The organism is Curtobacterium sp. AB451, from assembly GCF_050585845.1.
Lineage (GTDB): Bacteria > Actinomycetota > Actinomycetes > Actinomycetales > Microbacteriaceae > Curtobacterium.
Genome location: NZ_JBOBQG010000001.1, coordinates 280,295 through 304,407 on the forward strand (window position 1 = coordinate 280,295; position 24,113 = coordinate 304,407).

Annotated in this window: 19 protein-coding genes; 12 read left to right on the plus strand and 7 right to left on the minus strand. The window is 73.2% G+C overall.

Annotated features, from left to right (window positions below):
- Positions 1 to 7 precede the first annotated feature (7 nt).
- A complete protein-coding gene (locus ACQXVK_RS01280; protein WP_430852414.1) occupies positions 8 to 865 on the plus strand; it encodes a hypothetical protein in 858 nt (285 codons plus the stop codon).
- Here the strand turns inward: ACQXVK_RS01280 and ACQXVK_RS01285 are convergent.
- Positions 756 to 2,519, minus strand: coding sequence for an ATP-dependent helicase (locus ACQXVK_RS01285; RefSeq protein ID WP_430852415.1), 1,764 nt, complete (start codon positions 2,517 to 2,519; stop codon positions 756 to 758). The two genes, ACQXVK_RS01280 and ACQXVK_RS01285, sit on opposite strands and share 110 nt — an antisense overlap.
- Positions 2,516 to 3,451 (minus strand): NAD(+) diphosphatase, encoded by a 936-nt coding sequence (gene nudC / locus ACQXVK_RS01290; RefSeq protein WP_430852416.1) that lies wholly within the window; start codon positions 3,449 to 3,451, stop codon positions 2,516 to 2,518. Before nudC ends, ACQXVK_RS01285 begins: the two co-directional genes overlap by 4 nt.
- Positions 3,452 to 3,558: 107 nt before the next feature.
- Here nudC and ACQXVK_RS01295 point away from each other — a divergent pair, with 107 nt between their 5' ends.
- Positions 3,559 to 4,557, plus strand: coding sequence for a phosphotransferase (locus ACQXVK_RS01295; protein WP_416394028.1), 999 nt, complete (start codon positions 3,559 to 3,561; stop codon positions 4,555 to 4,557).
- A 195-nt stretch (positions 4,558 to 4,752) separates the two neighbouring features.
- Here ACQXVK_RS01295 and ACQXVK_RS01300 read toward each other — a convergent pair whose 3' ends face one another.
- Together ACQXVK_RS01300 and ACQXVK_RS01305 are read right to left on the minus strand one after the other, a co-directional pair.
- Positions 4,753 to 8,025 (minus strand): ATP-dependent DNA helicase, encoded by a 3,273-nt coding sequence (locus ACQXVK_RS01300; protein ID WP_430852417.1) that lies wholly within the window; start codon positions 8,023 to 8,025, stop codon positions 4,753 to 4,755.
- Positions 8,022 to 11,177, minus strand: coding sequence for a PD-(D/E)XK nuclease family protein (locus ACQXVK_RS01305; RefSeq protein WP_430852418.1), 3,156 nt, complete (start codon positions 11,175 to 11,177; stop codon positions 8,022 to 8,024). The genes ACQXVK_RS01300 and ACQXVK_RS01305 overlap by 4 nt, the downstream gene beginning before the upstream one ends.
- A 135-nt stretch (positions 11,178 to 11,312) precedes the next feature.
- Here ACQXVK_RS01305 and ACQXVK_RS01310 point away from each other — a divergent pair, with 135 nt between their 5' ends.
- Together ACQXVK_RS01310 and ACQXVK_RS01315 are read left to right on the plus strand one after the other, a co-directional pair.
- A complete protein-coding gene (locus tag ACQXVK_RS01310; RefSeq protein ID WP_031261735.1) occupies positions 11,313 to 11,537 on the plus strand; it encodes a DUF3107 domain-containing protein in 225 nt (74 codons plus the stop codon).
- Between the two features lies 1 nt (position 11,538).
- Complete coding sequence (locus tag ACQXVK_RS01315) at positions 11,539 to 11,835, plus strand: hypothetical protein (RefSeq protein WP_430852419.1); 297 nt, start codon at positions 11,539 to 11,541, stop codon at positions 11,833 to 11,835.
- A 69-nt stretch (positions 11,836 to 11,904) separates the two neighbouring features.
- Here ACQXVK_RS01315 and ACQXVK_RS01320 read toward each other — a convergent pair whose 3' ends face one another.
- Entirely contained in the window at positions 11,905 to 12,618 is a 714-nt protein-coding gene (locus tag ACQXVK_RS01320) for a ferritin-like fold-containing protein (RefSeq protein ID WP_416394024.1), read from the minus strand.
- A gap of 94 nt (positions 12,619 to 12,712) precedes the next feature.
- Here ACQXVK_RS01320 and ACQXVK_RS01325 point away from each other — a divergent pair, with 94 nt between their 5' ends.
- The gene (locus ACQXVK_RS01325; RefSeq protein ID WP_430852420.1) at positions 12,713 to 14,218 is read left to right on the plus strand and encodes a DEAD/DEAH box helicase; all 1,506 of its coding nucleotides are present in this window, start codon (positions 12,713 to 12,715) and stop codon (positions 14,216 to 14,218) included.
- A 161-nt stretch (positions 14,219 to 14,379) separates the two neighbouring features.
- Here ACQXVK_RS01325 and ACQXVK_RS01330 read toward each other — a convergent pair whose 3' ends face one another.
- A complete protein-coding gene (locus ACQXVK_RS01330) occupies positions 14,380 to 15,252 on the minus strand; it encodes a PHP domain-containing protein (protein WP_430852421.1) in 873 nt (290 codons plus the stop codon).
- Between the two features lie 70 nt (positions 15,253 to 15,322).
- Here ACQXVK_RS01330 and ACQXVK_RS01335 point away from each other — a divergent pair, with 70 nt between their 5' ends.
- Both ACQXVK_RS01335 and ACQXVK_RS01340 read left to right on the plus strand, forming a co-directional pair.
- Positions 15,323 to 16,807, plus strand: coding sequence for an aminopeptidase P family protein (locus tag ACQXVK_RS01335; protein WP_430852422.1), 1,485 nt, complete (start codon positions 15,323 to 15,325; stop codon positions 16,805 to 16,807).
- Positions 16,808 to 16,816: 9 nt separating this feature from the next.
- On the plus strand, positions 16,817 to 17,317 hold the full coding sequence (locus ACQXVK_RS01340; RefSeq protein WP_022906261.1) for a GNAT family N-acetyltransferase: 501 nt from the start codon (positions 16,817 to 16,819) through the stop codon (positions 17,315 to 17,317).
- Between the two features lie 255 nt (positions 17,318 to 17,572).
- Here the strand turns inward: ACQXVK_RS01340 and ACQXVK_RS01345 are convergent, their stop codons facing one another.
- The gene (locus ACQXVK_RS01345) at positions 17,573 to 18,604 is read right to left on the minus strand and encodes a general stress protein (protein ID WP_430852423.1); all 1,032 of its coding nucleotides are present in this window, start codon (positions 18,602 to 18,604) and stop codon (positions 17,573 to 17,575) included.
- Positions 18,605 to 18,708: 104 nt separating this feature from the next.
- On the opposite strand from ACQXVK_RS01345, the gene ACQXVK_RS01350 reads away from it, so the two are divergent.
- From ACQXVK_RS01350 to ACQXVK_RS01370, 5 genes are all read left to right on the plus strand, one after another.
- A complete protein-coding gene (locus ACQXVK_RS01350; protein ID WP_402264478.1) occupies positions 18,709 to 20,028 on the plus strand; it encodes a magnesium transporter MgtE N-terminal domain-containing protein in 1,320 nt (439 codons plus the stop codon).
- Between the two features lie 52 nt (positions 20,029 to 20,080).
- Positions 20,081 to 20,578, plus strand: a complete 498-nt coding sequence (locus ACQXVK_RS01355) for a DUF1003 domain-containing protein (RefSeq protein WP_430852748.1) — start codon at positions 20,081 to 20,083, stop codon at positions 20,576 to 20,578.
- On the plus strand, positions 20,535 to 21,731 hold the full coding sequence (locus ACQXVK_RS01360) for an Mrp/NBP35 family ATP-binding protein (protein WP_430852424.1): 1,197 nt from the start codon (positions 20,535 to 20,537) through the stop codon (positions 21,729 to 21,731). Before ACQXVK_RS01355 ends, ACQXVK_RS01360 begins: the two co-directional genes overlap by 44 nt.
- Positions 21,732 to 21,741: 10 nt before the next feature.
- Positions 21,742 to 22,590 carry a class I SAM-dependent methyltransferase gene (locus ACQXVK_RS01365; protein ID WP_430852425.1) on the plus strand — a complete coding sequence of 283 codons (849 nt, stop codon included), beginning with the start codon at positions 21,742 to 21,744 and terminating at the stop codon, positions 22,588 to 22,590.
- A 138-nt stretch (positions 22,591 to 22,728) separates the two neighbouring features.
- Positions 22,729 to 24,075, plus strand: a complete 1,347-nt coding sequence (locus ACQXVK_RS01370) for a carbohydrate-binding protein (protein ID WP_430852426.1) — start codon at positions 22,729 to 22,731, stop codon at positions 24,073 to 24,075.
- Positions 24,076 to 24,113: the final 38 nt, after the last annotated feature.

Sequence of the window (24,113 nt, forward strand, 5' to 3'; positions counted from 1 at the left end):
TGGGGGCATGGGCATCCGCATCGATCCGTCCCTCGAGTTCGTCTGGCGCGACCCGACCACCGTCCAGCTCGGGGTCGACCCGCCGCGCGCCGTCGTGCCGGTCCCGAGCACGGCCGAGGAACGCTTCCTGTGCGCACTCCGACGCGAGACCGGTCGGGATGCGCTCTCCGGGGTCGCCGCGGCGAGCGGCTGCCCACCCGGTCTCGCCGCACGCGTCCTCGGGGACGCCTCACCGGCGGTCGTGGACGTCCTCCCCGAACCGCTCGCGCGCGTCGAGGTGCACGGCACCGGCGCGCTGCCCGACGCGGTCGCCGAACTGCTCTCGGGCGAGGGCGTCACGATCGTGTGCACCACTGCGCCGCGTGGTGGACCGGTGGCCGTCCCCGACCCGGATCCCCAGCTCGCCGTGGTGGTTGCCGACCACGTCGTCGACCCGGCGGTCCGCGCGGCCTGGACCCGGCGGGGCACCGCCCACCTGCCGGTGGTCGTCGGGGACGGACGCGTGCGCCTCGGGCCGTTCGTCGTCCCGGGTGCCGGGCCGTGCCTCCAGTGCGTCGAGTACGCGCGCGTCGACGACGACCCGTGCTGGCCGGCCATCGCGGCGCAGGTGTGGGGCCGTCCCGCGGCACCGCTCTCGCCCTACCGGATCGCAGCGGTCGCGGCGGCGACGACCCGGATGCTCCTCGAACGGCTCCCGTCCCGGACCCAGCACCCCGGTCCGGACCAGCTCGTCTTCGACCGCGACGACCTGTCGGTCAGTCGGCAGCCGGTGACGTTCCATCCGCGGTGTTCGTGCCGAGCGCTGCCAGGAAGCGACTCGCCACCCGGGCTCCCCCACGCGTGGACCCCTGTCGCGACCACGTGAGGGTCACCGAGCGGCGGGCACGGGTGAGCCCGACGTAGAAGAGCCGGCGTTCCTCGTCGACCTCGTCGTCGGTGGTGGCGTAGGAGATGGGGAGCAGTCCCTCGGCCACGCCGATCACCACGACGTGCGGCCACTCGAGGCCCTTCGACGAGTGCAGCGTGGCGAGGGTCACCGCGTCCAGCTCCGGCTCGTGGTGCGTCGCCGCACGGTCGACCAGGTCCTGCGTGAACTGCTGCATCGTCGTGCCGGCGGGCGCGTCCTCGGCGAGGCCCATGATCGCCTGCAGCGCCTCCCACTGCTCGCGCACCGCACCCGTGCCCTCCGGGGGCGTCGGCGTCCACCCGCTCACCCGGAGCACGAGGCCGACCCGCCGGGTGAGCTCGTCGTCGGTCTGCCGGACGGCCTCGCCCCGCATGTGGTGCACCGCCAGCTTGACCTCGGGTCGGTCGAAGAACCGGGTGCCGCCCTGCACCCGGTACGGGATGCCCGCGCGCCCGAGCGCCGACTCGACCGCGGCGGCCTGGGCACCCAGGCGGTAGAGCACCGCGACGTCCCCGTAGGACGCGGGCGAGGCCGGGTCGGCGACGAGGTCGGCGATCGTGCGCGCGACCGTCTGGGCCTCGTCGCCGTCGTGCACGCACGCCAGGACCTCGGGCCGCGGGCCCGGCTCGGTGTGCTGCGCGACGAGGTCGAGGGCCCCTGGCTGCCCGCGCATGAGCGCGTTCGCGGCGTGCACGACCTCGCGCGTGGACCGGTAGTTCCGCTCGAGCCGCAGCACGGACCCGCGGGGGAACTCGGAACCGAAGCCGAGCAGGTACCGGCTCGACGCCCCCGCGAACGAGTAGATGGTCTGGCTGGCGTCGCCGACCACGCAGACGTCGTCCCGGCCGCCGAGCCAGGCGCGGAGCAGGTCGTGCTGCACGGGCGAGACGTCCTGGTACTCGTCGACCACGAAGAACCGGTACTGCTGCCGGACGTAGGACGCCACCCGGGGTTCGGACTCCACCATGCCGAGCGTGGCGAGCAGGACGTCCTCGAAGTCGAGCTGTCGACGGTCGTCCTTCAGCTGCTCGTAGGCGCGCATGAGGTCGAGGACCCGACGCGGCGCGGTGTCCCGGGGCATCACCCGGTCGGCGGCGGCGGCCTCGTACTCGTCGTAGGAGAGCATCTGGACCTTGCGCCACTCGACCTCGCCGGCCAGGTCGCGGAGCGTCGGGGTGTCCACCTGCAGCCCCACCGAGTCGGCCGCGTGCGCGATCATGCGGCCCTTGGACTCGACGATCTTCGGCGCGTGGCCGCCGACCGTGTCCGGCCAGAAGTAGCTGAGCTGTGCCATCGCGGCCGCGTGGAACGTGCGGGCCTGCACGGTCCCCGCACCGAGGGACCGCAGCCGCGACCGCAGCTCGCCGGCCGCCCGGGTCGTGAACGTCAGCGCGAGGACGTGGTTCGGCGCGTAGGTGCCGGTCGCGACGCCGTAGGCGATCCGGTGTGTGATCGCCCGGGTCTTGCCGGTGCCGGCACCGGCCAGTACGGCGACCGGCCCGAGCAGGGTGCGGGCGACGGTGCGCTGTTCGGCGTCGAGGGCGGCGAGGAGCTCGTCGGGCGACGGCGGACGGAGCGGCTCGGCGGAGGCCTCGGCGGCGGTCCCGCTCACGGCAGGTCCAGCGGCCCGCCGTACCACTCTTCGATGATGGCGCGGGCGATCGACGTCTTTCCCGGCAGGAGCAGGGTGTCGCCGGCGCGCTCGCGGATCTCGTCGCGCGAGAACCACCGGACGTCCAGGATCTCGACGCCGTCCGGTCGAGCGGTCGTCGGGTCGCCGTCCACCGCGCGGGCACGGAACCCGAGCATGAGCGAGGCCGGGAACGGCCACGGCTGGGACCCCAGGTACTCGGGCTCCTCGACGCGGACGCCCGACTCTTCCCAGACCTCGCGCCGGACGGCGTCCTCGAGGGACTCCCCCGGCTCGACGAAGCCCGCGAGGAGCGAGTACCGGTCGGCGTCCCACGCGGCGTTCGAGCCGAGCAGGATCCGGTCGTCGGCGTCGGTGACCCCGACGATGATCGCCGCGTCGGTGCGCGGGAAGTGCTCGTGCCCCTCGGGGTCCCGGCGGACCCAGCCGCCGGTGACGACGTCGGTCGCGGACCCGGTGCGGGGTGAGAAGCCGTGCACCGCGTGCCAGTTCGCCATCGCCACGGCCTCGACCGCGAGGCCCTGGTCGCGCGGCGAGAGCTCGGTCCCGAACATCCGGAGGCTCGCCCACGCGTCGTCGTCGGGCTCGATCGCGGCCGCGGCGCCGGCGTCGAGGAACGCGGCGACGAACCGGGTGCCGGTCGGCGCATCGGGTGCGTCGGACACGGCACGGCCGAGGTACAGCGTCACGGCGTCGTGCGGCACGGCGTCGGCGGAAACGAAGCGCAGCGTGTCGTCGCCGTTCCGCAGCAGCTCCGAGCCGCGGACGGGCAGGTAGCGGGTCGACGGGTCGTCCCGGAGCACGCGGTCGAGGTCGTCCGTCGTGCGGAACTCCGCGTCGCGGTCGAGGTCGTTGCGGGAGAGGGGCAGCCGGGCGGCGAACTCGACGGTCACGGCAGGGGGCTCCTCGGGTCTGGTCGGGTCGGTGTGCGGGAGCCCGGGCTGTCGCGGGCCAGCGTGGCGCACGCTCGACCACCGGCTGCGGACCTACCCTGAGGGGCATGGCGGGATCCCAGTTCACTCTAGCCGCGTTGGCGACCACGGCCGTCTCCGGCCTCGTCGTCACGGGCACGCGCACGCTCGGCTCGGCGGCGTCCGGGGACTACGAATCAGCCGTCCTCCGCGACGTCGACGGCGCCTGGTCGGCGATCCGTCGTCCGCGCAACCAGCGGGCCGAGGCACGGCAGTCCGCCGACCTCGTCGCGATCCGAGCGCTGAGCGCCGGGATCCGCACGCGCCTCCCGTTCGGTGTCGCCGAGTACCGCGGCCAGGCGCCCATCGGGTCGACCCGCGCCATCGTCACCTCGTACCTGCCCGGTACGCACCCGACGCTGCAGGACCTCGTCGACCGGCCGGAGCTCGCCACCAGCGTCGGCCGCGCGGTCGCCGCCGTCCACCAGCTCCCGACGAGCTTCGTCACCGACGCCGGCCTGCCGTCGCTCACCCCCTTCGAGGTGCTGCGCTCGGCGGTCTCCGTGATGGACCGGGCGGTCGCCACGAAGCTCGTGCCGGCAGCGCTCAAGGAACGCTGGGAGGGTGCCGCGCGCGACCAGCAGCTGTGGCAGTTCACCCCGACCGTCGTGCACGGTTCGCTCGGGACCGAGACGATCCTCGTCGAGGGCGACGACGTCTCCGGGGTCATCGACTGGGGCGAGCTGCGACTCGGCGACCCGGCGAAGGACCTCGCGTGGGTGCTCGCGGGACGGGCGCAGGCCTTCGACACCGTCCTCAGCGCCTACGAGGCGAACGGCGGCGGCCGCGACCGGCAGCTCGCCCAGCGCGCCCGGGTCCACCACGAGCTCGAGACGGCCCAGTGGCTGCTGCACGGCGTGCAGGTGAAGAGCACCGAGGTCGTCGACGACGCCGTCGCGATGATGCACCGCCTGGTCGACGCCGTCCAGACGCCGAGTGCGGCACCGCTGCAGTCGGTCTCACCCGAGACGATGGAGATCGGCGAGGTCGAGCAGCTGCTCTCGTCGACCGAGCGTCGGCACGGCTGACACCGGCCCGCTCCGCTGACGCGCGTCGGCCCTGGAGGCGCGGCTCGTCTCCGCCCCGTCGCCGGCGGTCCGACGCGCCACCAGTCCGGATCGAACCACGGTTCCGACGTCGAACCAGCGTCCGCGCGTGGTTCGACGTCGGATTCGTGGTTCGACGTGCGGGCCGGCGTCGGCGCGGCCGGCCGGCGGCGGGCGTCAGCCGACCGCGTCGCGCCAGGCGCGCTCGAGTCCGGCACGGTCGAGCAGTTCCCGCGGCCGGACCTCGAGGTCGTCGGCCACGAAGTAGAACACGGCGTCGACCTCGTCGATCGGACGCCCGGTGAACTCGGCGTAGGCGACCCGGTACAGCGCGAGCTGCAGCTGCCGCTTCGCCAGGTCGTCGTCGCCCGTCGGTGCCTTGCCGGTCTTCCAGTCGACGACCTCGGCCCGCCCGTCGATCTCGTACACCGCGTCGAGCTTGCAGACGACGCTGTGGCCGAGGAACGGGATGTGGATCTCACGCTCGACCTCGACCGGGGTCAGTGCCGCCCAGCGGGACCGGGCGAAGGTCGCCTGGAAGTCGGCGAGCCGCCGGGCGTCGTCGTCGGTGACCACGGCGTCAGCCGAGGCGTCGACCACGTCGTCCCCGTCGAGGTCGAGCTCGTCCGGCCAGGCGTCGAGCGTCTCGAGCGACCCGCCGCTGCGGGCGCGCTGCTCGACCCACTGGTGGAACAGGGTGCCGAGTCGCGTCGCCCGGTACGGCCGTTCCGGCATGGGCCGGCGCAGCCGCTCGGCGACGGCGTCGGGTTCGGCGAGGTAGTCCTTGAAGCCGGACGCCGGGACGCGGTGCGGGACGACCACCCGGTGCCGGGCCGTCCGGTTCGCGGCGCGCTCGGCGAGCAGCAGGTCGATGTCGGCGCTGAAGCGTCCGGCAGCCCCGGGGTTCGCGTTCCGCACGCGCTCGGCGGCAGCGACGACCCGGGCGGCTCGGTGCCCGAACGGCACGTGCGGCCAGGACTGCGTGGCACCGGCGTCGCCGAGCGGGTTCTCCTCGTGCTCGGTCGTCTCGGGGACGGCGGCGGCGTCCACCACACCGGCGTCGACGAGGTCGCGCAGGTACCGACTCGGCTCGGTGGGACGGACCCCGCCCGCCCAGAACGACCCGGAGACGAGCAGGTCGTGCTTCGCCCGGGTGAGCGCGACGTACGTGAGACGCCGTTCCTCGTCCTCGTTGCGGGCCTTCACCTGCTCCTTGTAGGCGTCGATCGCGAGCGTGACGTCCTTCTGCGTGTCGTGCCCCCGCCAGTCGAGGCGCGGCAGTTCGTCGGCGTCGCCGCGGAACTCGTACGGCAGCCGGCCGAAGCCGATCCACCCGGACGAGCCCTCCTGTGGGCGGGCGGGGAGCGCGCCCTCGACGAGCCGCGGGACCGCGACGGCGTCCCACTCGAGGCCCTTCGACCCGTGGATCGTCAGGATCTGCACGGTGCCGGCCTCGGGCTCCTCGGAGCGCGGGCCCATGTCGTCGCGCCGGGCGGCGGCGTCGATCCACCCGAGGAACGCACCGAGGTCGGCCCGGTCGTCCGTCGTCACGAAGCCGGCGAGCTCGTCGATGAAGGCGTCGAGGAACGCGCCGCTGCCCTGCTCGTGCGCGGCGACCTCGATGTCGAGCCGCATCTCCTGCACGACGAGCGTGACGAAGTCGACGAGGTCGCCGCTCGCCCGGGACCGCAGCGCCTGCAGCTGCCGGCCGAGCGCGCGCATGCGGCGACGGCCGGTCTCGCTGATGTCGGCCAGTGCGCCGTGCTCGTCGGGGGCCGTCGCGACGAAGTCGAGGGCGTCGACGATCGACCCGTGCTCCCCCGCGGCGACGGATGCGCGGAACGCCGCCGTGACGTCGTCGTCGAGTCGCTGCTGGGTGTGGTCGCGGCCGAACAACCAGCGAGCGAGGGCGTGCAGGGCGACGATGTCCGCGGCGCCGATCCGCCACCGTGCCCCGGCGAGGAGCCGGATGAGGTCGTTGCCCGCGGCGGGGTCGTGCAGCACGCGGAGGCACGCGACGAGGTCGACGATCTCCGGGCGCTGCAGGAGCCCGCCGGTGCCGAGCACGTGGAACGGCACCCGACGGTCGCCGAGGGCGGCAGTGAACGCGGCGAGGTCCTTCCGGGACCGCAGCAGCAGCGCCATCGAGCCCGTCGGGTCGGCGGCACGGCGCTCGGCGAACCACCCGGCGACCGCGGCGGCCTCGTCCGGCAGGGTCTCGGGGAAGACGGCGCGGACCGTCCCGGCGTCCGCACCGGGTCGGGGCACGAGGCGCTCGACGTCGACCTCGGACGCCTCGGACAGCGGCGCCACGACGGCGTTCGCACCGGCGAGGACGTCGACCGGGTTCCGCCAGCTCGTCGAGAGCGCGAAGGTCACGGGCCGGACGGCGTCGCCACCCGGCTCGGCCGCAGCACCGAAGTCCCGCGGGAACCGGGCGAGGTTCGCCGCACTCGCACCACGGAACCCGTAGATCGACTGGTGCGGGTCGCCCACCGCCATCACCGGGTGCCCGCGGAACAGCCGGGCGAGGAACCGGGTCTGCACCACCGAGGTGTCCTGGTACTCGTCGAGCAGCACCACGCCGTACCGCTGCCGCAGGTCGGTGACGACCCGGGGCGCCGACTCGGCCGCGGCGAGCGCGAGGGCGATCTGGTCGGAGAACTCCACGAAGCCCCGGTCGACCTTCTGCCGGCGGAACTCCTCGACCAGGTCGACGAGGGGTTCGAGCGCGCCGATCGCGGCGACGGCGTCGGTGATCGCCTTGTACGCTCCGCCGCGGCCGTTCCCCGGCAGCTCGAGCAGCCCGGCGAACTCGATCGCGAAACGTCGCAGTCGCTCGGGCTCGACGAGGTGCTCGGACACCGCCCCGGCGAGCGCCACGACGGCCGCGGTCACGGTGTCGACGTCGCGGTCGAGGCCGGACAGCCGGTCGTCCCGCGCGGCGACGACGACCCGGCGTGCGAGCTGCCAGGCAGACGGCTCGGTCAGCACCTGCGACTCGCCGTCGCGGCCCACGAGCAGCGCGTTCTCGCGGAAGACCGAGTTGGCGAACGCGTTGTAGGTGGACACCGTCGGCGCCTCGAACGCGTCACCGGCTGCGAGCAGTCCGACGTCCTCGAGCGCGCGGATGCGGTCGTTGATGCGGACCGAGAGCTCCCCGGCGGCCTTGCGGGTGAAGGTCAGCCCGAGGATGCCGTCGGGGCGGACCATCCCGTTCGCGAGCAGCCAGACGACGCGGGACGCCATGGTCTCGGTCTTGCCGCTGCCGGCTCCCGCGACGACGAGCGCCGGGGTGAGCGGCGACTCGATGACGGCGCGCTGCTGCGGCGTGGGGCGTGGGCGTCCGAGGGCGTCCGCGATCGCGTCGGCACCGTGGCGGGGTGCGGCGAGGTCGTCCGGGTCGACCGTGGTGGCGTCGTCGGGTCCGAGCAGCTGGTCCTCGTTCACCAGGTCACCTCGCCCACGACGTGGATCCGGCACGGGGCGCCGGTCCGGGCCTTCTCGCAGTGGTCGTCGACGTTCGCCAGGAAGGTCCGTCCGGCCATGCCCGTCGCGACGGTGTGCAGCCGCTGGCGGTAGGTCTCACGTGCGTCGTCGTCGAACGCCTGCTGCGTCCGTTCCGAGTAGGCGCGGCCGCTCCGGGCGTTCTGCACGAAGACCAGCCGGGCGTCGGCCATCGTCGAGCCGGCGGGCACTCCCTCGACCGCGCCGTCCTCGATCGCGAGCTGGTAGGCGCCGAGCTGGGGGTGCTCCGGCATGTCGTTCTTCTCGCTCGGCATCGACCGTCCGGTCTTCAGGTCGACCACGCTGACGCGGCCGTCCGGGTCCACCTCGATCCGGTCGATGCTGCCGCGCATCCGTGCCGGCCCGGTGACGAGCGCGAACGAGGTCTCGGCGCCGAGCAGTCGGCGTCCGGCGCTCGCGAAGGTGCGGAGGTAGTCGCTGAGGCCCTCGATCATCCGGCGCGTGCGGGCGCGTTCGCGGTCGGCGATCCACGGCGACTCGAACATGAGCTCGTCCCACCGTCCCTCGACGTGCTGCCACAGGGACTCCACGTCGACGGCGGTCGCGTGCTCCATCGTCTCGTGCACGATCGTCCCGATCCCCATCGCCGGGCTCGGCGCACTGCCGCCGAACGTCTGCACGAACCAGTGCACGGGGCACTCCTCGAACGTGCCGATCCGCGACGGCGAGACGGACACGGTCGGTGCGACCGGTTCACCCCCCTCGTGCTCGGGTGCCGGCGGGGCGTCGAGGTCGACGAGCGGGTCGTCGGTCGAGGGCTCGGCGAGTCCGTACCAGTCGTCCGGAGCGGCACCGGGGACCTCGGCCTCGGCCAGGCGGGCGAGGGCGGACGCGGCCTCGTGGTCGCCCGAGGCCACCACGCGACGTCGGAGCGAGCCGGCGAGCCCGCGCAGCGAGAGCGGGTGGACGGTCGGCTGCCGGTCGGGAGGCACCGGCACGAGGCGGACGAACGGGGACGGTGCCTCGTCGTCGTTCGCCACCGTCCCGATGATCACCTGGGTGGTCGCGCGGGAGACCGCACGGGCGAACAGTCGGAGTTCGTCTGCGATGACCGCTGCACGGTCGTCGATCGTCTCGTGGCCGATCCCCGCGACCGCACGGACCAGGCCGTCGGGGTCGAGCAGGCTGCCGCGGACCCGCGTGTTCGGCCAGACGCCGTCCTGCAGCCCGAGCACGACGACCACGTCGCACTCGAGTCCGATGGTGGCCGAGGGGGTGAGCACGCGGACCCGTCCGGCGGTGCGGTCGGGTCCGATCGAGTCCTCGGGCAGGTCGGCGCCGAGCACGTCGTCGACGAACACGCGTGCCGGGGCGTCCGGCGTGCGTTCGACGAACCGCTTCGCGGCGGTGAACAGCCCGACCACGGCGTCGAGGTGCCGATCGGCCTCGGCCGCGCCGACCCCGCCCGCGGCGGACTGTCCGCCCCAGGTGCCGGCGAGCCCGCTGCGCTCCCAGAGTCCCCAGAGGATCTCCTCGATGCTGGCCCCCGCTGCGGCGTCCTGCTGCGCCTGCACCAGGCTGCGCGCCAGCCGCGTGGCACGCCGGGCGAACCCGGCGTCCACCGTCGCCAGGCGTTCGGGGGCGCCGAGCGCGTCCACGAGGAGTTCGTCGGCCGTGCGGGTACCGCCGCCGGCGAGTTCTTCGCGGCGGAGGGCGAGCCGGAGTCGGCGCATTGCGAGGGTGTCGAGGCCGCCGAGGGGTCCGGTCGCGAACGAGGTGGCGAGCACGGGATCGAGCGGGAACACGCCGAGTGCGACCGCCGCGGCGTCGAGCAGCGACCGTGCCGCGGTGTCGTCACGGGGTCGGACGGGGGCGGCTCCGGCGGTCGCCGGGACCTCGGCCACCGAGAGGGCACGGACGAGCTCGGGGATCGCGGCCCCGCTGCGGGTGACGACCGCCATCCGGTGCCACGGCACGCCGTCGAGCAGCCGGTGCTCGCGGAGCCGCCGGGCGATCGCGACCACGAGGGCGGCGCGGCTCGCTCCCTCGAGGTGCACGACGGCGTCGGGGCGGGCGTCCGCCGTGGTCGCGACCGCCGTGCGTTGCCGACCGGCCGCCGCCGCACCGATGCGTGCCGTGATGCCGGACACGAGGGCACGGACCGGGGCCGCGTGCCGGTGCACCGTGCCGAGGACGAGCTCGTCGACGCGGTCCACACCGAGGCGGGACGCCAGCCGGCCGAGCACGTCGGGTTCGGCCCCGCGGAAGGCGGACGCCGCGATGTCCGGGTCGCCGAACGCGACGATCTGCACGCCGGAGCGGGCGAGGGCGCCGAGGAGGGCGATCTCCCCCTCGACGAGTTCCTGGGTGTCGTCGACCACGACGAGGCGGAGCGCCTGGACGCTCGCCGGCAGCTGGCCGCGCAGGACCGCCGCCGTGGCGTAGGCGACGAGTTCGGCGGCGTCGAGGCTGGTGGCGCGGAACGCGGTCAGTGCTGCGCGGTACTCGTCGACGAAGTCCCCGACCGCCCGCCACTCCGGCCGCCCGGTGTCGTCGCCGAGCTCGCGCATGTCCTCGGGTTCCACGCCCGCGGCGACCGCCCGCATCATGACGTCGCGGAGCGCGGTGCGGAACCCGGCGCGTTCGCGGACGACCGCGGTGATCGGCGCCGGCCACTCCGGCCCGGTGCCGTCGGTCTCGTGCCCGTCGAGCAGGTCGGCGATGATGCGGTCCTGCTCCCCACCGGTGAGCAGGGTCGGTGTCTCGAGGCCCTGCACGGCGGCGGCGTGCGCGACGACCTGGAACGCCAGGGAGTTCACGGTGCGGGCGAGCGCCCCCGGCACCGGCCGGTCGACCGCGGCGGCGAGCCGGTCGCGGAGCGCGGTGGCGGCGGTGCGGGCGCTGGTCAGGGCGAGGACGGTCGCGTGGCCGTCGGCCGAGATCGCGTCCGCGCGGGCGAGCCGGGCCGCGACCAGCCGGGTCAGCGTGGTGGTCTTGCCTGTGCCCGGTGCACCGATGACGGCGGCGTGCCGGCCGTCCGGCAGCGCGAGCACCGCCGCCTGGGTCGGGTCGGACGCCAGGGCCCGCGCGACACCCGTGTCCTCGGGAGCGGGCGCGAGCGTGGTGTGGGGCACCCTCGTACGGTAACCGGAGCGACCGACACCGACGAGGTGCCACGACGCCGGTCCACGAGACGCCGGACCGGCGGGCGCAGTGCGCCTGCGGCGAACGCCCGATGGGGTCCACGGCTGCTCGGATACGCTGTGCTCGTGGACATCAAGATCGGCATCACCAACAGCCCGCGCGAGATCGCGTTCGAGACCGCCCAGACCGCCGACGAGATCGAGCAGGCCGTCGCGGCCGCCCTCGGCGAGAAGTCGACGCACCTGTCGCTCCAGGACGACAAGGGCCGTCGGTTCATCGTCCCCGTCGGCTCGCTCGCCTACGTCGAGGTCGGCGCGGAGGAGTCCCGTCGCATCGGTTTCGTCGCCTGACGTGGAACTGCTCTTCGCGGTCCTCGGCGGCCTGATCGTCGGGGCCGTCGCGCACGTGGTCGTGCCGTGGCGCTCCAGCCGCGGTTCGCTGCTCGGGCCGGCGCTCGGCGGCATCGCCGCCGCCGTCCTGTGGGAGGCCCTGACCTGGGCCGGCTGGCGCTACGACGCGACCTGGATCTGGGTCGTGGCCCTCGTCGGCGCCGGCGTGGTCGCCCTCGTCGCCGAGTGGTTCCTCGGCCGGCGCCGTACGGCCGCCGACACGGCGTACTTCGAGCGTGCCAAGGCCGAGGGCGTCTGAGTCTGACGACGCACCGCCCGCGGGACGTGACGGGACCGCCCGGCGCGAGCCGCGCCTCCTGGACCGCCGTCAGGCCGTCAGGCCGAGCGCGTCCATGCGTCGCGTGTGCGCGGCGATGAGTTCCGTCCACACCGGCTCGAGCCGCTCCTGGTCCTCGCGCGCGTGGGACGCGAGCGCCGAGCGGGCCACGAGCAGGGTGTCGCCGACGAGTCGTCGGCCCCACATCGCGAGCCGCGAGCCGATCTTCGGGTCCTCGGCGATGCGCTCGGTGAGCTCCTCGACGACGGCGGCTTCCTCGCGCGCGTCGAACACGGTCTTCAGCCGCTGGCGCACCTCGGCCGGGAGCGACCGCAGCAGCGAGCCGAACAGGTCGTTCAGGATGCCGGCGGTGACGTAGCCGGTGAGCATCGACTCGTACCAGTCGGCGCCGCTCGTGCGTTCGAGGAAGAGGTCGATCGCCTCGCGGTGGGGTGCCATCAGCGCAGCGGGATCGCCGCCCGTCCGCTCGATCTCGGCGACGATCGCCCGGTGCCGCTCGAGTGCCGTGGTCGCGAGCACGCCCGTGACGAGCCGTCCGGACAGCGTGGGCGCTCCGGCTCCGGCGCGGCCCATCGTCTCGTAGAGCGAGAGTTCGAGGTACGCGGCCTGGCCGAGGTACACGTCGAGCTCGGGGCTGACGTCGTCGAGCTGCAGGCGTTCGACGGGCGAGGCGTTCCGCGGGTTGCGCGACGCGAGCCACGCGGCGGCGAGCTGCGCAGCGCGCTTCCGGTTCCACCACGACACCACCCGACGAGCATAGCGGGAACCGCCCCGGCACCCCGCCCGACCGGCCCGTCGGTAGACTGGTCGGGACTTCCACCAGGACTAAGGTGATTCTTTGACTTTCGCAGACCTCAACATCGAGCAGGACATCGTCGACGCGCTCGCGACGAAGGGCATCATCGAGCCCTTCCCGATCCAGCAGCAGACGATCCCGCTCGCCCTCACCGGCCAGGACATCATCGGCCAGGCCAAGACGGGTACGGGCAAGACCTTCGGCTTCGGCCTGCCCCTCATCCAGCGACTCGGTGCCGACCCGGACCACGGCGTGAAGGCCCTCGTGGTCGTCCCGACCCGTGAGCTCGCGGTCCAGGTGACCGAGGACCTCGAACTCGCGACCTCGAACCGCCCGACGACCATCGTGTCGATCTACGGCGGCAAGGCGTACGAGGGCCAGATCGAGCAGCTCAAGGCCGGCGCGCAGATCGTCGTCGGCACCCCGGGTCGACTCATCGACCTGCAGCGCCAGCGCCTGCTCGACCTCTCCCACGTGCAAGAGGTGGTCCTCGACGAGGCCGACCGCATGCTCGACCTCGGCTTCCTGTCCGACATCGAGCGGATCTTCCAGGCCGTCCCCGACGTCCGGCACACGATGCTGTTCTCGGCGACGATGCCGGCGCCGATCGTCGCACTGGCACGCCGCTTCATGAGCCGCCCGGTGCACATCCGCGCCACGGACCCCGACGAGGGTCTGATGCAGGCGAACATCAAGCACGTCATCTACCGCGCGCACTCGCTCGACAAGGACGAGGTCATCGCCCGCATCCTGCAGGCCGAGGGGCGCGGCAAGACCGTGATCTTCACCCGCACGAAGCGCGCCGCCGCGAAGCTCGTCGAGGAGCTCAAGGACCGCGGGTTCAACGCCGCGGCCGTGCACGGCGACCTCAACCAGGAACAGCGCGAGCGCGCGATGGCCGCCTTCAAGGCCGGCAAGCGTGACGTGCTCATCGCCACCGACGTCGCGGCCCGCGGCATCGACGTGGACGACGTCACGCACGTGATCAACCACACGATCCCGGACGACCCCGACACGTACCTGCACCGCGCCGGACGCACCGGTCGCGCGGGCAAGACCGGCATCGCGGTCACGTTCGTGGACTGGGACGACCTGCACAAGTGGACGCTGATCGACAAGGCGCTCGAGTTCGGCATCCCGGAGCCCGTCGAGACGTACTCGTCGTCGCCGCACCTCTTCGAGGAGCTCGACATCCCGGCCGGCACGAAGGGTCGTCTGCCCGGTGCCTCGGCGCACGCAGCCTCGGCCGGTGGCCCCGCCGAGAAGTCCTCCGGCGACCGTCAGCGCAGCAGCTCGCGTCCGCCGCGCACGCGGACCCGGTCCGGCTCGGGCTCCGGTTCCCGTTCGGGAGGCGCGGCACACGCCGACACGCAGGCCCCGGCCGACGGCGCCCCGGCTCCGCAGGCCGCCGGCACCGAGGGCGCGTCGGCCGACGGTTCCACGGACGGTGCCGCGAAGCGTCGGCGTCGCCGCCGCCGTCGCGGGGCCGGCGGCGGGTCGTCCGAGGCGACCGCCTCGGCACCGCAGGGGTCGTCGGACGGCGAGTAGCGCCTCCGGACCGAAGGGCCCGTCGCTGACGCGACGGGCCCTTCGTCGCATCCGCCGCGGGACCGTTCTCACGCCCTGATCGACAGATCACGCGCACGCTGATCCGTGAGGTGTCGCTGGGTCCGAAAGGTCGTCGGGGCCCAGACCCGCGGGGGCGCCGGTCAGGGCAGGCGGGAGCCGGCGCCGACGACGGGCGCGCTGCCGGTCGCCTCGGAGCGGATCGCGTCGAACGCGGCCAGTGCCGTCCGGTGCTCGCCCAGCCGGTTCGGCTTGCCGGTGCCGTGGTAGTCGCTCGACCCGGTGACGAACAGCCCGTACCGCGTCGCCCAGTCGAGCAGGGTGCGCTTGCCGTGCGCGAGGTTCTCGCGGTGGTCGACCTCGAGGCCGCCCAGCCCGGCCTCGACCAGCTCGCGGAGCATCGGCTCGTCGATGACGATCCCCCGCGACGACGCCGCCGGGTGCGCGATCACCGGCACGCCGCCGGCCTGCCGGATGAGCTCGACGCCCCGGAGCGGACTCGGCGCCTCGTGCGGCTCGTAGTACCCGGAGGCCGGGTGCAGGATGCCGCGGAACGCCGCGCTGCGGTCGGGCTCGAGCCCGCGGGCGACCAGGGCGTCGGCGATGTGCGGACGGCCGATCGTCGCACCGTCCCGCGACTGCGCGAGCACGTCGTCCCAGGTGATCGGGTGGTCCTTGCCGATGCGCTCGACCATGCGCCGCGCACGCGCCAGACGGCCGTCCCGGATCCGCTGGGTCTCGGCGACGAGGGCCGGGTCCGCGGGGTCGACCAGGTAGCCGAGGACGTGCACGCTGCGGTAGCCGACACGGGTGCTGAGTTCGAGACCCGGGAGGAGCGTGAGCGGCAGGTCGCGGGCCGTCGCCGTGGCCTCGTCCCACCCCGCGGTCGTGTCGTGGTCCGTCAGCGCGACGGCGTCCAGTCCGGCGGCCGCTGCCGCCCGGACGAGGTCCGCGGGTCGCTCGGTGCCGTCGGAGACGCTCGAGTGCGCGTGCAGGTCGATGAACGGATCGGGCACGTCGCCAATGCTATCCGCAGGTGACCGGGCGCACAGGCCGCGGTGCGAGCGGCGGTGCGATGATGGGTGCATGTCCGACACCACGCCCCGCGCGACGAGCAACCGTTCCACCACCCCCGGATCCTCGACGTTCAAGGACTACATCGGCTCGCAGTGGGCCGATCGTGACCGTCCGCTGCCCGAGCCCCGCGAGCAGGCCGCGTTCGCCGCCGACCGCCGCGCCAAGCTGTCCGAGCTGCACCCCGGCCGGACGATCGTCATCCCCGCCGGGCAGGCCAAGGTCCGCTCGAACGACTGCGACTACCCGTTCCGTCCGCACTCCGCCTTCGCCCACCTCACCGGCTGGGGAACCGACACGGTCGTCGGATCCGTGCTCGTGATGACGCCGAACGGCACCGGCCACGACGCCACGCTGTACTTCCGCGCGACCGCCGGCCGCGACTCCGAGGAGTTCTACGCCAACCCCGAGATCGGTGAGTTCTGGGTCGGTCCGCGTCCCTCGCTCGACGAGGTCGCGGCGGACCTCGGGCTCCGGACGGCCGACCTCGGCGCGTTCGACGCCGTCCGCGACGGGCTCGACGCGTCCGCCCTCGTCGTCCGCGACGCCGACACCGACCTCACGCGCGGCCTCGACGACCGGATCGGCAGCGCCGTGGGTGGCGCGCCCGAGGCCGACGGCGTGCCCGCGACGGACGACGCCGCCGCGCGCGACCTCTCCGAGCTGCGGCTCGTGAAGGACGCCTACGAGATCAACGAGCTGCGCAAGGCCGTGAACGCGACCAAGGCCGGGTTCGACGACGTCATCGCCGACTTCGACGCCGTCCTGGCACACCCCCGTGGCGAGCGCATCGTCGAGGGCACGTTCAACCGCCGTGCACGTGCCGACGGCAACACCGTGGGCTACGACACCATCGCCGCCTCGGGCCACCACGCCTGCATCCTGCACTGGACCCGCAACGACGGCTCCGTCGAGCCGGGCGACCTCATCCTCATCGACGCCGGTGTCGAGGTGGACTCGTTCTACACGGCCGACATCACCAGGACGCTCCCGGTCAGCGGCACCTTCACCGACGTGCAGCGGCTCGTCTACGAAGCCGTGCTCGAGGCGGCGGACGCGGCGTTCGCGATCGTGAAGCCCGGCATCACCTTCCGTCAGGTGCACGCCACCGCGATGGAGGTCATCGCGCGCAAGACCGCCGAGTGGGGCTTCCTGCCCGGCACGGCCGACGAATCGCTGCAGCCCGACAACCAGTTCCACCGCCGCTACATGGTGCACGGCACGAGCCACCACCTCGGCCTCGACGTGCACGACTGCGCGAAGGCCCGCCGCGAGATGTACATCGACGGCATCGTGCAGCCCGGCATGGTGTTCACGATCGAGCCCGGCCTGTACTTCCAGCAGGACGACCTGACCGTGCCCGAGGAGTTCCGCGGCATCGGCGTCCGGATCGAGGACGACATCCTCGTGACCGAGGACGGCGCTGAGAACCTGTCCGTCGGCATCCCCCGGACCCCCTCGGAAGTGGAGGGGTGGATCGCCCGCTCCGGCCGCTAGCCTGAGCGTGTGACGACTCCCGAGGTCTCCCCCAGCATCCCGTCGGACCCCGTCGACGGCGCGTTCTCGATCGACGTCGAGCACTTCGACTCGCCGGACGCCCAGCGACTCCGAGCTGCCCAGCGGCTGGAGATCGACCGCGCCTACGGCGGTGACACCGAACCGGGCGAGAAGCCGACGGCCGACTCGATCGCGGTGTTCTTCCTCGCCCGCGACGACGACGGCACGCCGCTCGGCTGCGGCGGGCTGCGGATCGTGCAGGACGGCATCACCGAGATCAAGCGCATGTACGTCCGGCCCGAGTCCCGCGGAGCGGGCGTGGCGACGGGGCTGCTGCGCCGACTCGAGGACGCCGCGCTCGACCTCGGTTCACCGGCACTCGTGCTGGAGACCGGCAACGAGCAGAAGCGGGCGATCGGGTTCTACGAACGCGAGGGGTTCACGCGCATCGCGAACTTCGGGCCGTACGTCGGGGTGCCCACCTCGATCTGCTACTCGAAGGTCCTGTAGTCCGCCGCACCACGGACTGCGTCCCGCCGAGCGGGCGAATTCCGTCCCGCTTGGCGTTCGGACGCGACGTACTCCGCCCGCCGGGCGTCGTGCCTGCGGCGTGTTCTGCCCGCTCGGCGCCGCGCCCAGGTGGCCCGGGTAACGGCAACCGGCCCCGGACACGACGACGGCCGCTCCCCGCGACGGGGAGCGGCCGTTCGTGCGACCTCGGCGGGCGTGAGCGGCGAGCCGTGCGACCGGAGCGGCCGCGAGGCCTCAGCGGGACTCGTCGTCCTTCGACCCGGACTCGGGAGCACTCGGCGACGGCGTGGTCCCGGTGACCCGTTCCCCGTAGCGCGGCGGCTCGTCGGCACGCGGCTGTGCAGCGGGCGTGGGCTCGGCCGGAGCCGGGGCGGTCGCAGGGGCCTCGCCGTAGCGCGGCCCCTCGTTCGTACCGTAGCGCGGCGCACCCGCCTGCGTGCCGGAGGCCGACGTGCCGGACTGCTGCGCGCCTCCCGGCTGCTGGTGCGGTGTGGCGTGCCCACCGTACGGCGATCCCTGCTGACCGCCACCGTACGGCGATCCCTGCTGACCGCCACCGTACGGCGACCCCTGCTGGCCGCCACCGTAGGGCGACCCCTGCTGACCGGCGCCCGGCCCGCCCGCCGGACCACCGGCCGGAGGACCCGGCCGCCACGGCTGCTGCCCGTGGAGCCCCGGACCACCGGCGCCCGGACCGCCAGCGCCCGCACCACCGGCGCCCGGACCACTCTGCGGGCCCGGGGCACCCGGGGTCCCGGGGTTCCAGTGGGTGGCCGGCGCGATCCCGGCCTCGCCGAGGATGCGGCGGGCCTGCCCGGTCAGCTGCGGGGCGACGACGATCTGGTAGTTCGTGGCGAGCACCTGGTGCACGCTCGTGAAGTCGCGCTGGCGCTTCGTGATCGCGAAGGAGACGATGCCGTAGAGCATGCCGAAGGCCGCGCCGATGATGGCCGCGGCGAGGATGAGTCCCCCCGCGCTCGGCGAGAAGAGCGTCAGCACGATGCCGAAGAAGATGCCGAGCCAGAGACCGGACAGCGCGCCGGCGATCGCCGCACGGCCGTACGTCATCTTGCCGGTCACCCGCTCGACGGTCTTGAGGTCGTTGCCGACGATCGAGAGCTGGTTGACCGGGAAGTCGGCCTCGGCGAGCTTCGCCACCACGCGCTGGGCGTCGGGGTAGCTGTCGTAGGTGCCGAGGACGTCGCCCTTGGGCAGCGTCGGGAAGGCCTGGGCGGTGCGGCCGCCGAACGGGCTCTGATTGCTCACACAGCCATCATTCACCGCACACCTTGCAATCGCACGTGCACTCTCAGGGAAGCCGCCGACCGCCGCGGCGGTTCCGCACGGACGTACCGACTACGCTGGGTCGGGTGAGCGCCACGAAGGTCTTCGTCGCCCGTCTCGCCGGGTGCTCCGTCTTCGACCCCGCCGGCGATCGCGTGGGTCGCGTCCGGGACGTCCTGGTCGTGTACCGCCGAGCCGACCCCCCGCACGTCGTCGGCCTGATCGTCGAGGTCCCCGGCAAGCGCCGCATCTTCGTCAGCATCGGCCGCATCACCTCGATCGGCGCCGGGCAGGTCATCACGACCGGCCTCGTGAACATGCGCCGCTTCGAACAGCGCGGCGGTGAGGTCCGGGTCATCGCGGAGATGCTCGGTCGCAAGGTCCTCATCAAGAAGGAGCGCACGCGCGCCACCATCGAGGACGTCGCGATCGAGGACCGCGGGCAGGGCGAGTGGGAGGTCTCGCAGCTCTTCCTCCGGAAGCCCAAGACCACGCCGTCCCCGTTCGGCAAGGGCCCCACGACGTTCGCGACCTGGAACGAGGTCACCGAGGACGAGCTCCCCGGCGAGGCCCAGTCGGCCGAGCACGTCATCGCCGCCTACTCCGACCTGCTGCCGGCGGACCTGGCGTCCACGCTGCTCGACCTCCCCGCCGAGCGCCGGTTCGAGGTCGCCGAGGAACTCCCCGACGACCGGCTCGCCGACGTGCTCGAGGAGATGCCCGACCAGGAGCGCATCGAGATCCTCACCCGGCTCGAGGACTCCCGGGCCGCCGACGTCCTCGACCACATGCAGCCCGACGACGCGGCCGACGTCCTCGCGCAGTTCTCCGACGAACGCAGTGAAGCGCTCCTCCAGCTCATGGAGCCGGAGGAGGCGCAGGACGTCCGCATGCTCCTCGAGTACGAGCCGGACACCGCCGGTGGGCTCATGACGACCGAGCCGGTGATCGTCTCGGCGGACGCCACCGTCGCCGAGGGCCTCGCACTCGTCCGCCGTCACGAACTCGCGCCGGTGCTCGGTGCCGCCGTCTGCGTGACGCTGCCGCCGTACGAACCCCCGACCGGGCGGTTCCTCGGGCTCGTGCACTTCCAGCGGATGCTCCGCTACCCGCCGAACGAGCGGCTCGGCACCCTGATCGACCAGCAGACCGACCCGGTCCGCGTGGACGCCAGTGCGGCCGAGGTCACCCGCATCATGGCGACCTACAACCTGCTGTCCGTCCCCGTGGTCGACGATGCCCACCGTCTCGTCGGGGTGGTGACGATCGACGATGTCCTCGACCACGTCCTGCCGGACGACTGGCGAAGTCAGGGCGAGGGGGAACCCTCACCGCTTCCGCGCCAACGCCCACGCAGGACGCCCGTGACGACGGGAAGGAGGACCACCCGTGGCCCGAACGGATGACAACCGCCGCGATCGCGAGCGGACCGATGCTCGACTCGACTCCCCCAAGGGCATGCGCACCCGCGTCCTGCCGACCCGGCGCCGAGGTCGCGGTGACACCTTCGGTCGCGCGACCGAGGGCATCGCGCGGGCCATGGGCACGCCGTGGTTCCTCGTCGGCCTCACCCTGTTCTGTGTCGTGTGGATGGGCTACAACACGCTCGCACCACGGGCGTGGCAGTTCGACTCAGCGGCGATCGGCTTCACGGCCCTGACCCTCGTGCTGTCCCTGCAGGCGTCCTACGCGGCGCCGCTCATCCTGCTCGCCCAGAACCGGCAGGACGACCGCGACCGCGTGCAGTTCGAGCAGGACCGGCAGCGCGCCGAGCGGAACCTCGCCGACACCGAGTACCTCGCCCGGGAGGTCGTGGCGCTCCGCCTGGCGATGCGGGACATGGCGTCGAAAGACTTCATCCGCGCCGAGATCCGCTCGCTGCTCGAGGAGCTCGACCGGCGCGACGCCGAGGATGCCGGATTCGCCGACGAGTCCGGCACGACGGCCCGTGGCTGACGGCGACCGGTCCGACGAGCAGCTGGGCAGCGCGGTCCTCGCCGCGCTCGGCCGCGTGATCGACCCTGAGATCCGCCGGCCCGTCACCGAGCTCGACATGATCCGTGGCGTCGACGTGCAGCCAGGAGGCGCGGTTCGCGTCGACCTGCAGCTCACGATCGTCGGGTGCCCCGCCGCCGACACCATCGAGCGCGACGTGCGCGTCGCCGCGGGTTCCGTGGACGGTGTCTCCAGCGTGGCGGTCGACGTGTCCGTGATGGCCCCGGCGACGCGTGCCGCGCTCACCGAGCGGCTCCGTGCCGGTCGGCCGCGGGGCGTGCAGTTCACCGCGGACTCGCTCACCCGGGTCATCGCGGTCACGAGCGGCAAGGGCGGCGTCGGCAAGTCGACGGTCACCGTGAACCTCGCGGCGGCCCTCGCAGCCCGCGGGCAGCGCGTGGGGATCGTCGACGTCGACGTGCACGGGTTCAGCGTGCCCGGGCTGATGGGCCTCACCGACGAGCACGGCGTCGCACCCCGGCCGACGCGGGTGGACAGCATGATCCTCCCGCCGGTCGCCCACGACGTGAAGGTCGTCTCGATCGGCATGTTCGTCGACGACGTCTCGACCGCGGTGTCGTGGCGCGGCCCGATGCTGCACCGGACCGTCTCGCAGTTCCTCACCGACGTGTACTTCGGCGACCTCGACGTGCTCCTGCTCGACCTGCCGCCCGGCACCGGGGACGTGGCGATCTCGGTCGGCCAGCTCCTCCCGCACGCCGAGGTCCTCGTCGTCACCACGCCCCAGGCGGCCGCGGCGGACGTCGCCGAGCGGAGCGGTACGGTCGCCCGGCAGACCGGGCAGCGGGTGATCGGCGTGGTCGAGAACATGGCGGGTCTCGTGCAGCCGGACGGCCAGGTGCTGCACCTCTTCGGCGAGGGTGGTGGCGAGGAGACCGCGCGACGGCTCTCCCGTGGCCAGGACGCCCCGGTGCCGGTCCTCGGCAGCGTACCGCTGTCGGTGCCGCTCCGCGAGGGCGGGGACGCCGGGGTGCCGGTCGTGCTCGGCGTTCCAGGAGACCCGGCGGCGCTGGCGCTGGCGGAGATCGCGGACCGCATCGGCACCATGGGGCGCGGGCTGTCCGGTCGGAAGCTCGGTCTGACGCTGTCGTAGGGTCGAGTGCATGAGCACTGATCACGTCAGCGTCGACTGGGAGCAGGCCCGCGACACCAACCGCGCGAACTGGGACGACCGGGTGCCCATCCACGAGGGCGCCTACGAGATCGACGCCCTGACCGACCCGGACCACCGCTCGACCGTGGTCCGCGACGACCTGCCGGCGCTCCGCCCCTGGCTGCCGGAGGGTTCCCTCGTCGGCCTCGACCTCTGCCACCTGCAGTGCCACATCGGCACCGACACGGTCTCGCTCGCACGCCAGGGTGCGCGGGTCACCGGCGTGGACTTCTCCCCCGCGGCGCTCGCCTCGGCCGCCGGGCTGTCGGCACGCCTCGGCCTCGACGTCACCTGGGTCGAGACGGACGTCCTCGACGCCCGAGCTGCGGTGGTCGGCGACTTCGACGTCGTCTACACGAGCATCGGCACGATCTGCTGGCTCGACGACCTGGACCGCTGGGCGGCCCAGGTCGCGGCGCTCCTCCGGCCGGGCGGCGTGTTCTTCATCCGCGACGGCCACCCCGCCCTGTACGCGCTCGACGAGGACGCCGACGGGCTCGTCACCCGCTACCGGTACTTCGCGGACGGCTCGGCACAGCAGTGGGACGACGCCGGCACCTACGCCGGCGAGGGCACGGTGGCGAACACCCGGACGTACGAGTGGCCGCACCCGTTGTCCGAGATCGTGAACGCCATGCTCGGTGCCGGGCTCCGACTCCGACGACTCGACGAAGGCCGCACCCTGCCGTGGCGGTTCAGCCCGCGCATGGTCGACACCGGCGACGGCTCGTGGGCGTGGCCCGGCGAGGACCGGGACCGGCTCCCCACGACCTTCACGATCGTCGCCACCAGGGACTGAGCGGGCGGACCACAGCCGAACAGTCCGGAGACCGCTCGGCTGTACGTCCGTTCATGGACAGGTCGTTCCACCGCGGAGCATTATGCAGGGGTATTCCACAATGCTCCTGCGGAATCTCGGTCTGCAGGAGCTCCACCCGTGTCCGGCAACGACGCCGGCCGAGGACAGGAGAACCGTGTGAACAGCAAGACCAGGCTCAGGATCGGACTCGTCGCGGCGATCGCGGCGGCACTCGCGGGCGGCTCCGTCGCCGCGGGTCCCGCCATGGCCGCCACCGCGGCGTGCGCGACCGCGTGGAACGCCGGCACCGCCTACACCGGCGGGGCGACGGCGAGCGAGAACGGCACGAACTACACCGCGAACTGGTGGACGCAGGGCGACGAGCCGGCGACCCACTCCGGGGCGACGGGGAGCGGCCAGCCGTGGACCTCGACCGGCTCGTGCAGCGGCACGGGTACCGGCGGGGGCACGGGTGGCGGCGGGACCGGCACGGGCGGGGGTACCGGCGGGGGCACGGGCACGGGCGGCTCGGGCGGGACGGCGAAGGGCCTGGTCTTCAGCCCCTACAAGGACGTCACCGTGAACCTCGACTGGAACACCAACGTGATGAACACCGCGGTCACCGGATCACGGATCCCCGTCGTCGGGTCGTCGAACAGTCTCGTGTCCACCCGTGAGCCCGGGCTCGGGGCGATCACCCTCGCCTTCGCGACCGGCACCTGCGGCAGCGAGAACTGGGGCGGGGTCGCCGCGGACGCCTTCGCGAGCGCCAACATCCCGAAGCTCGACGCCGCCGGGGTGAACTACATCGTGAGCACCGGCGGCGCGGCGGGGTCGTTCAAGTGCTCCGGTACGGCGCTGCAGAGCTTCATCGCGCGCTACGCCACCCCGCACATGATCGGCGTCGACTTCGACATCGAGAGCGGGCAGTCCGCCGCCGACGTGCAGAACCTCGTGAACGCCGCGGCGCTCGCACAGTCGAAGTACCCGGGCATGCGCTTCTCGTTCACCCTCGCGACCCTGGCTGCCAGCGACGGCAGCTTCGGCGGCCTGAACAGCACCGGGGACGCGACGGTCAAGGCCATCAAGGCGTCGAGCCTGACGAACTACACCGTCAACCTCATGACGATGGACTTCGGCCGCGCGACGACCGCGAACTGCGTCCTCTCCGGGTCGACCTGCGAGATGGGCAAGTCCTCGATCCAGGCCGTCACGAACCTCGAGCACACCTACGGCATCGCGCCGTCGAAGATCGAGGTCACCCCGATGATCGGTGTGAACGACGCCTCGGACGAGGTGTTCACCCTCGCCGACGTCGACACACTGACCGCCTACGCGAAGGCGAACGGTCTCGCAGGCATCCACTTCTGGTCGCTCGACCGGGACACCCCGTGCTCCTCCACGACGGCGATGTCGACCTGCAGCTCGGTGCCGAGCGCACCGGCGCTCGCCTGGACGGACCGGTTCCTGGCCGACCTGCGGTAGACGCGGCCATCTGACGGACAGGAGGCGCGGTGCCGGCT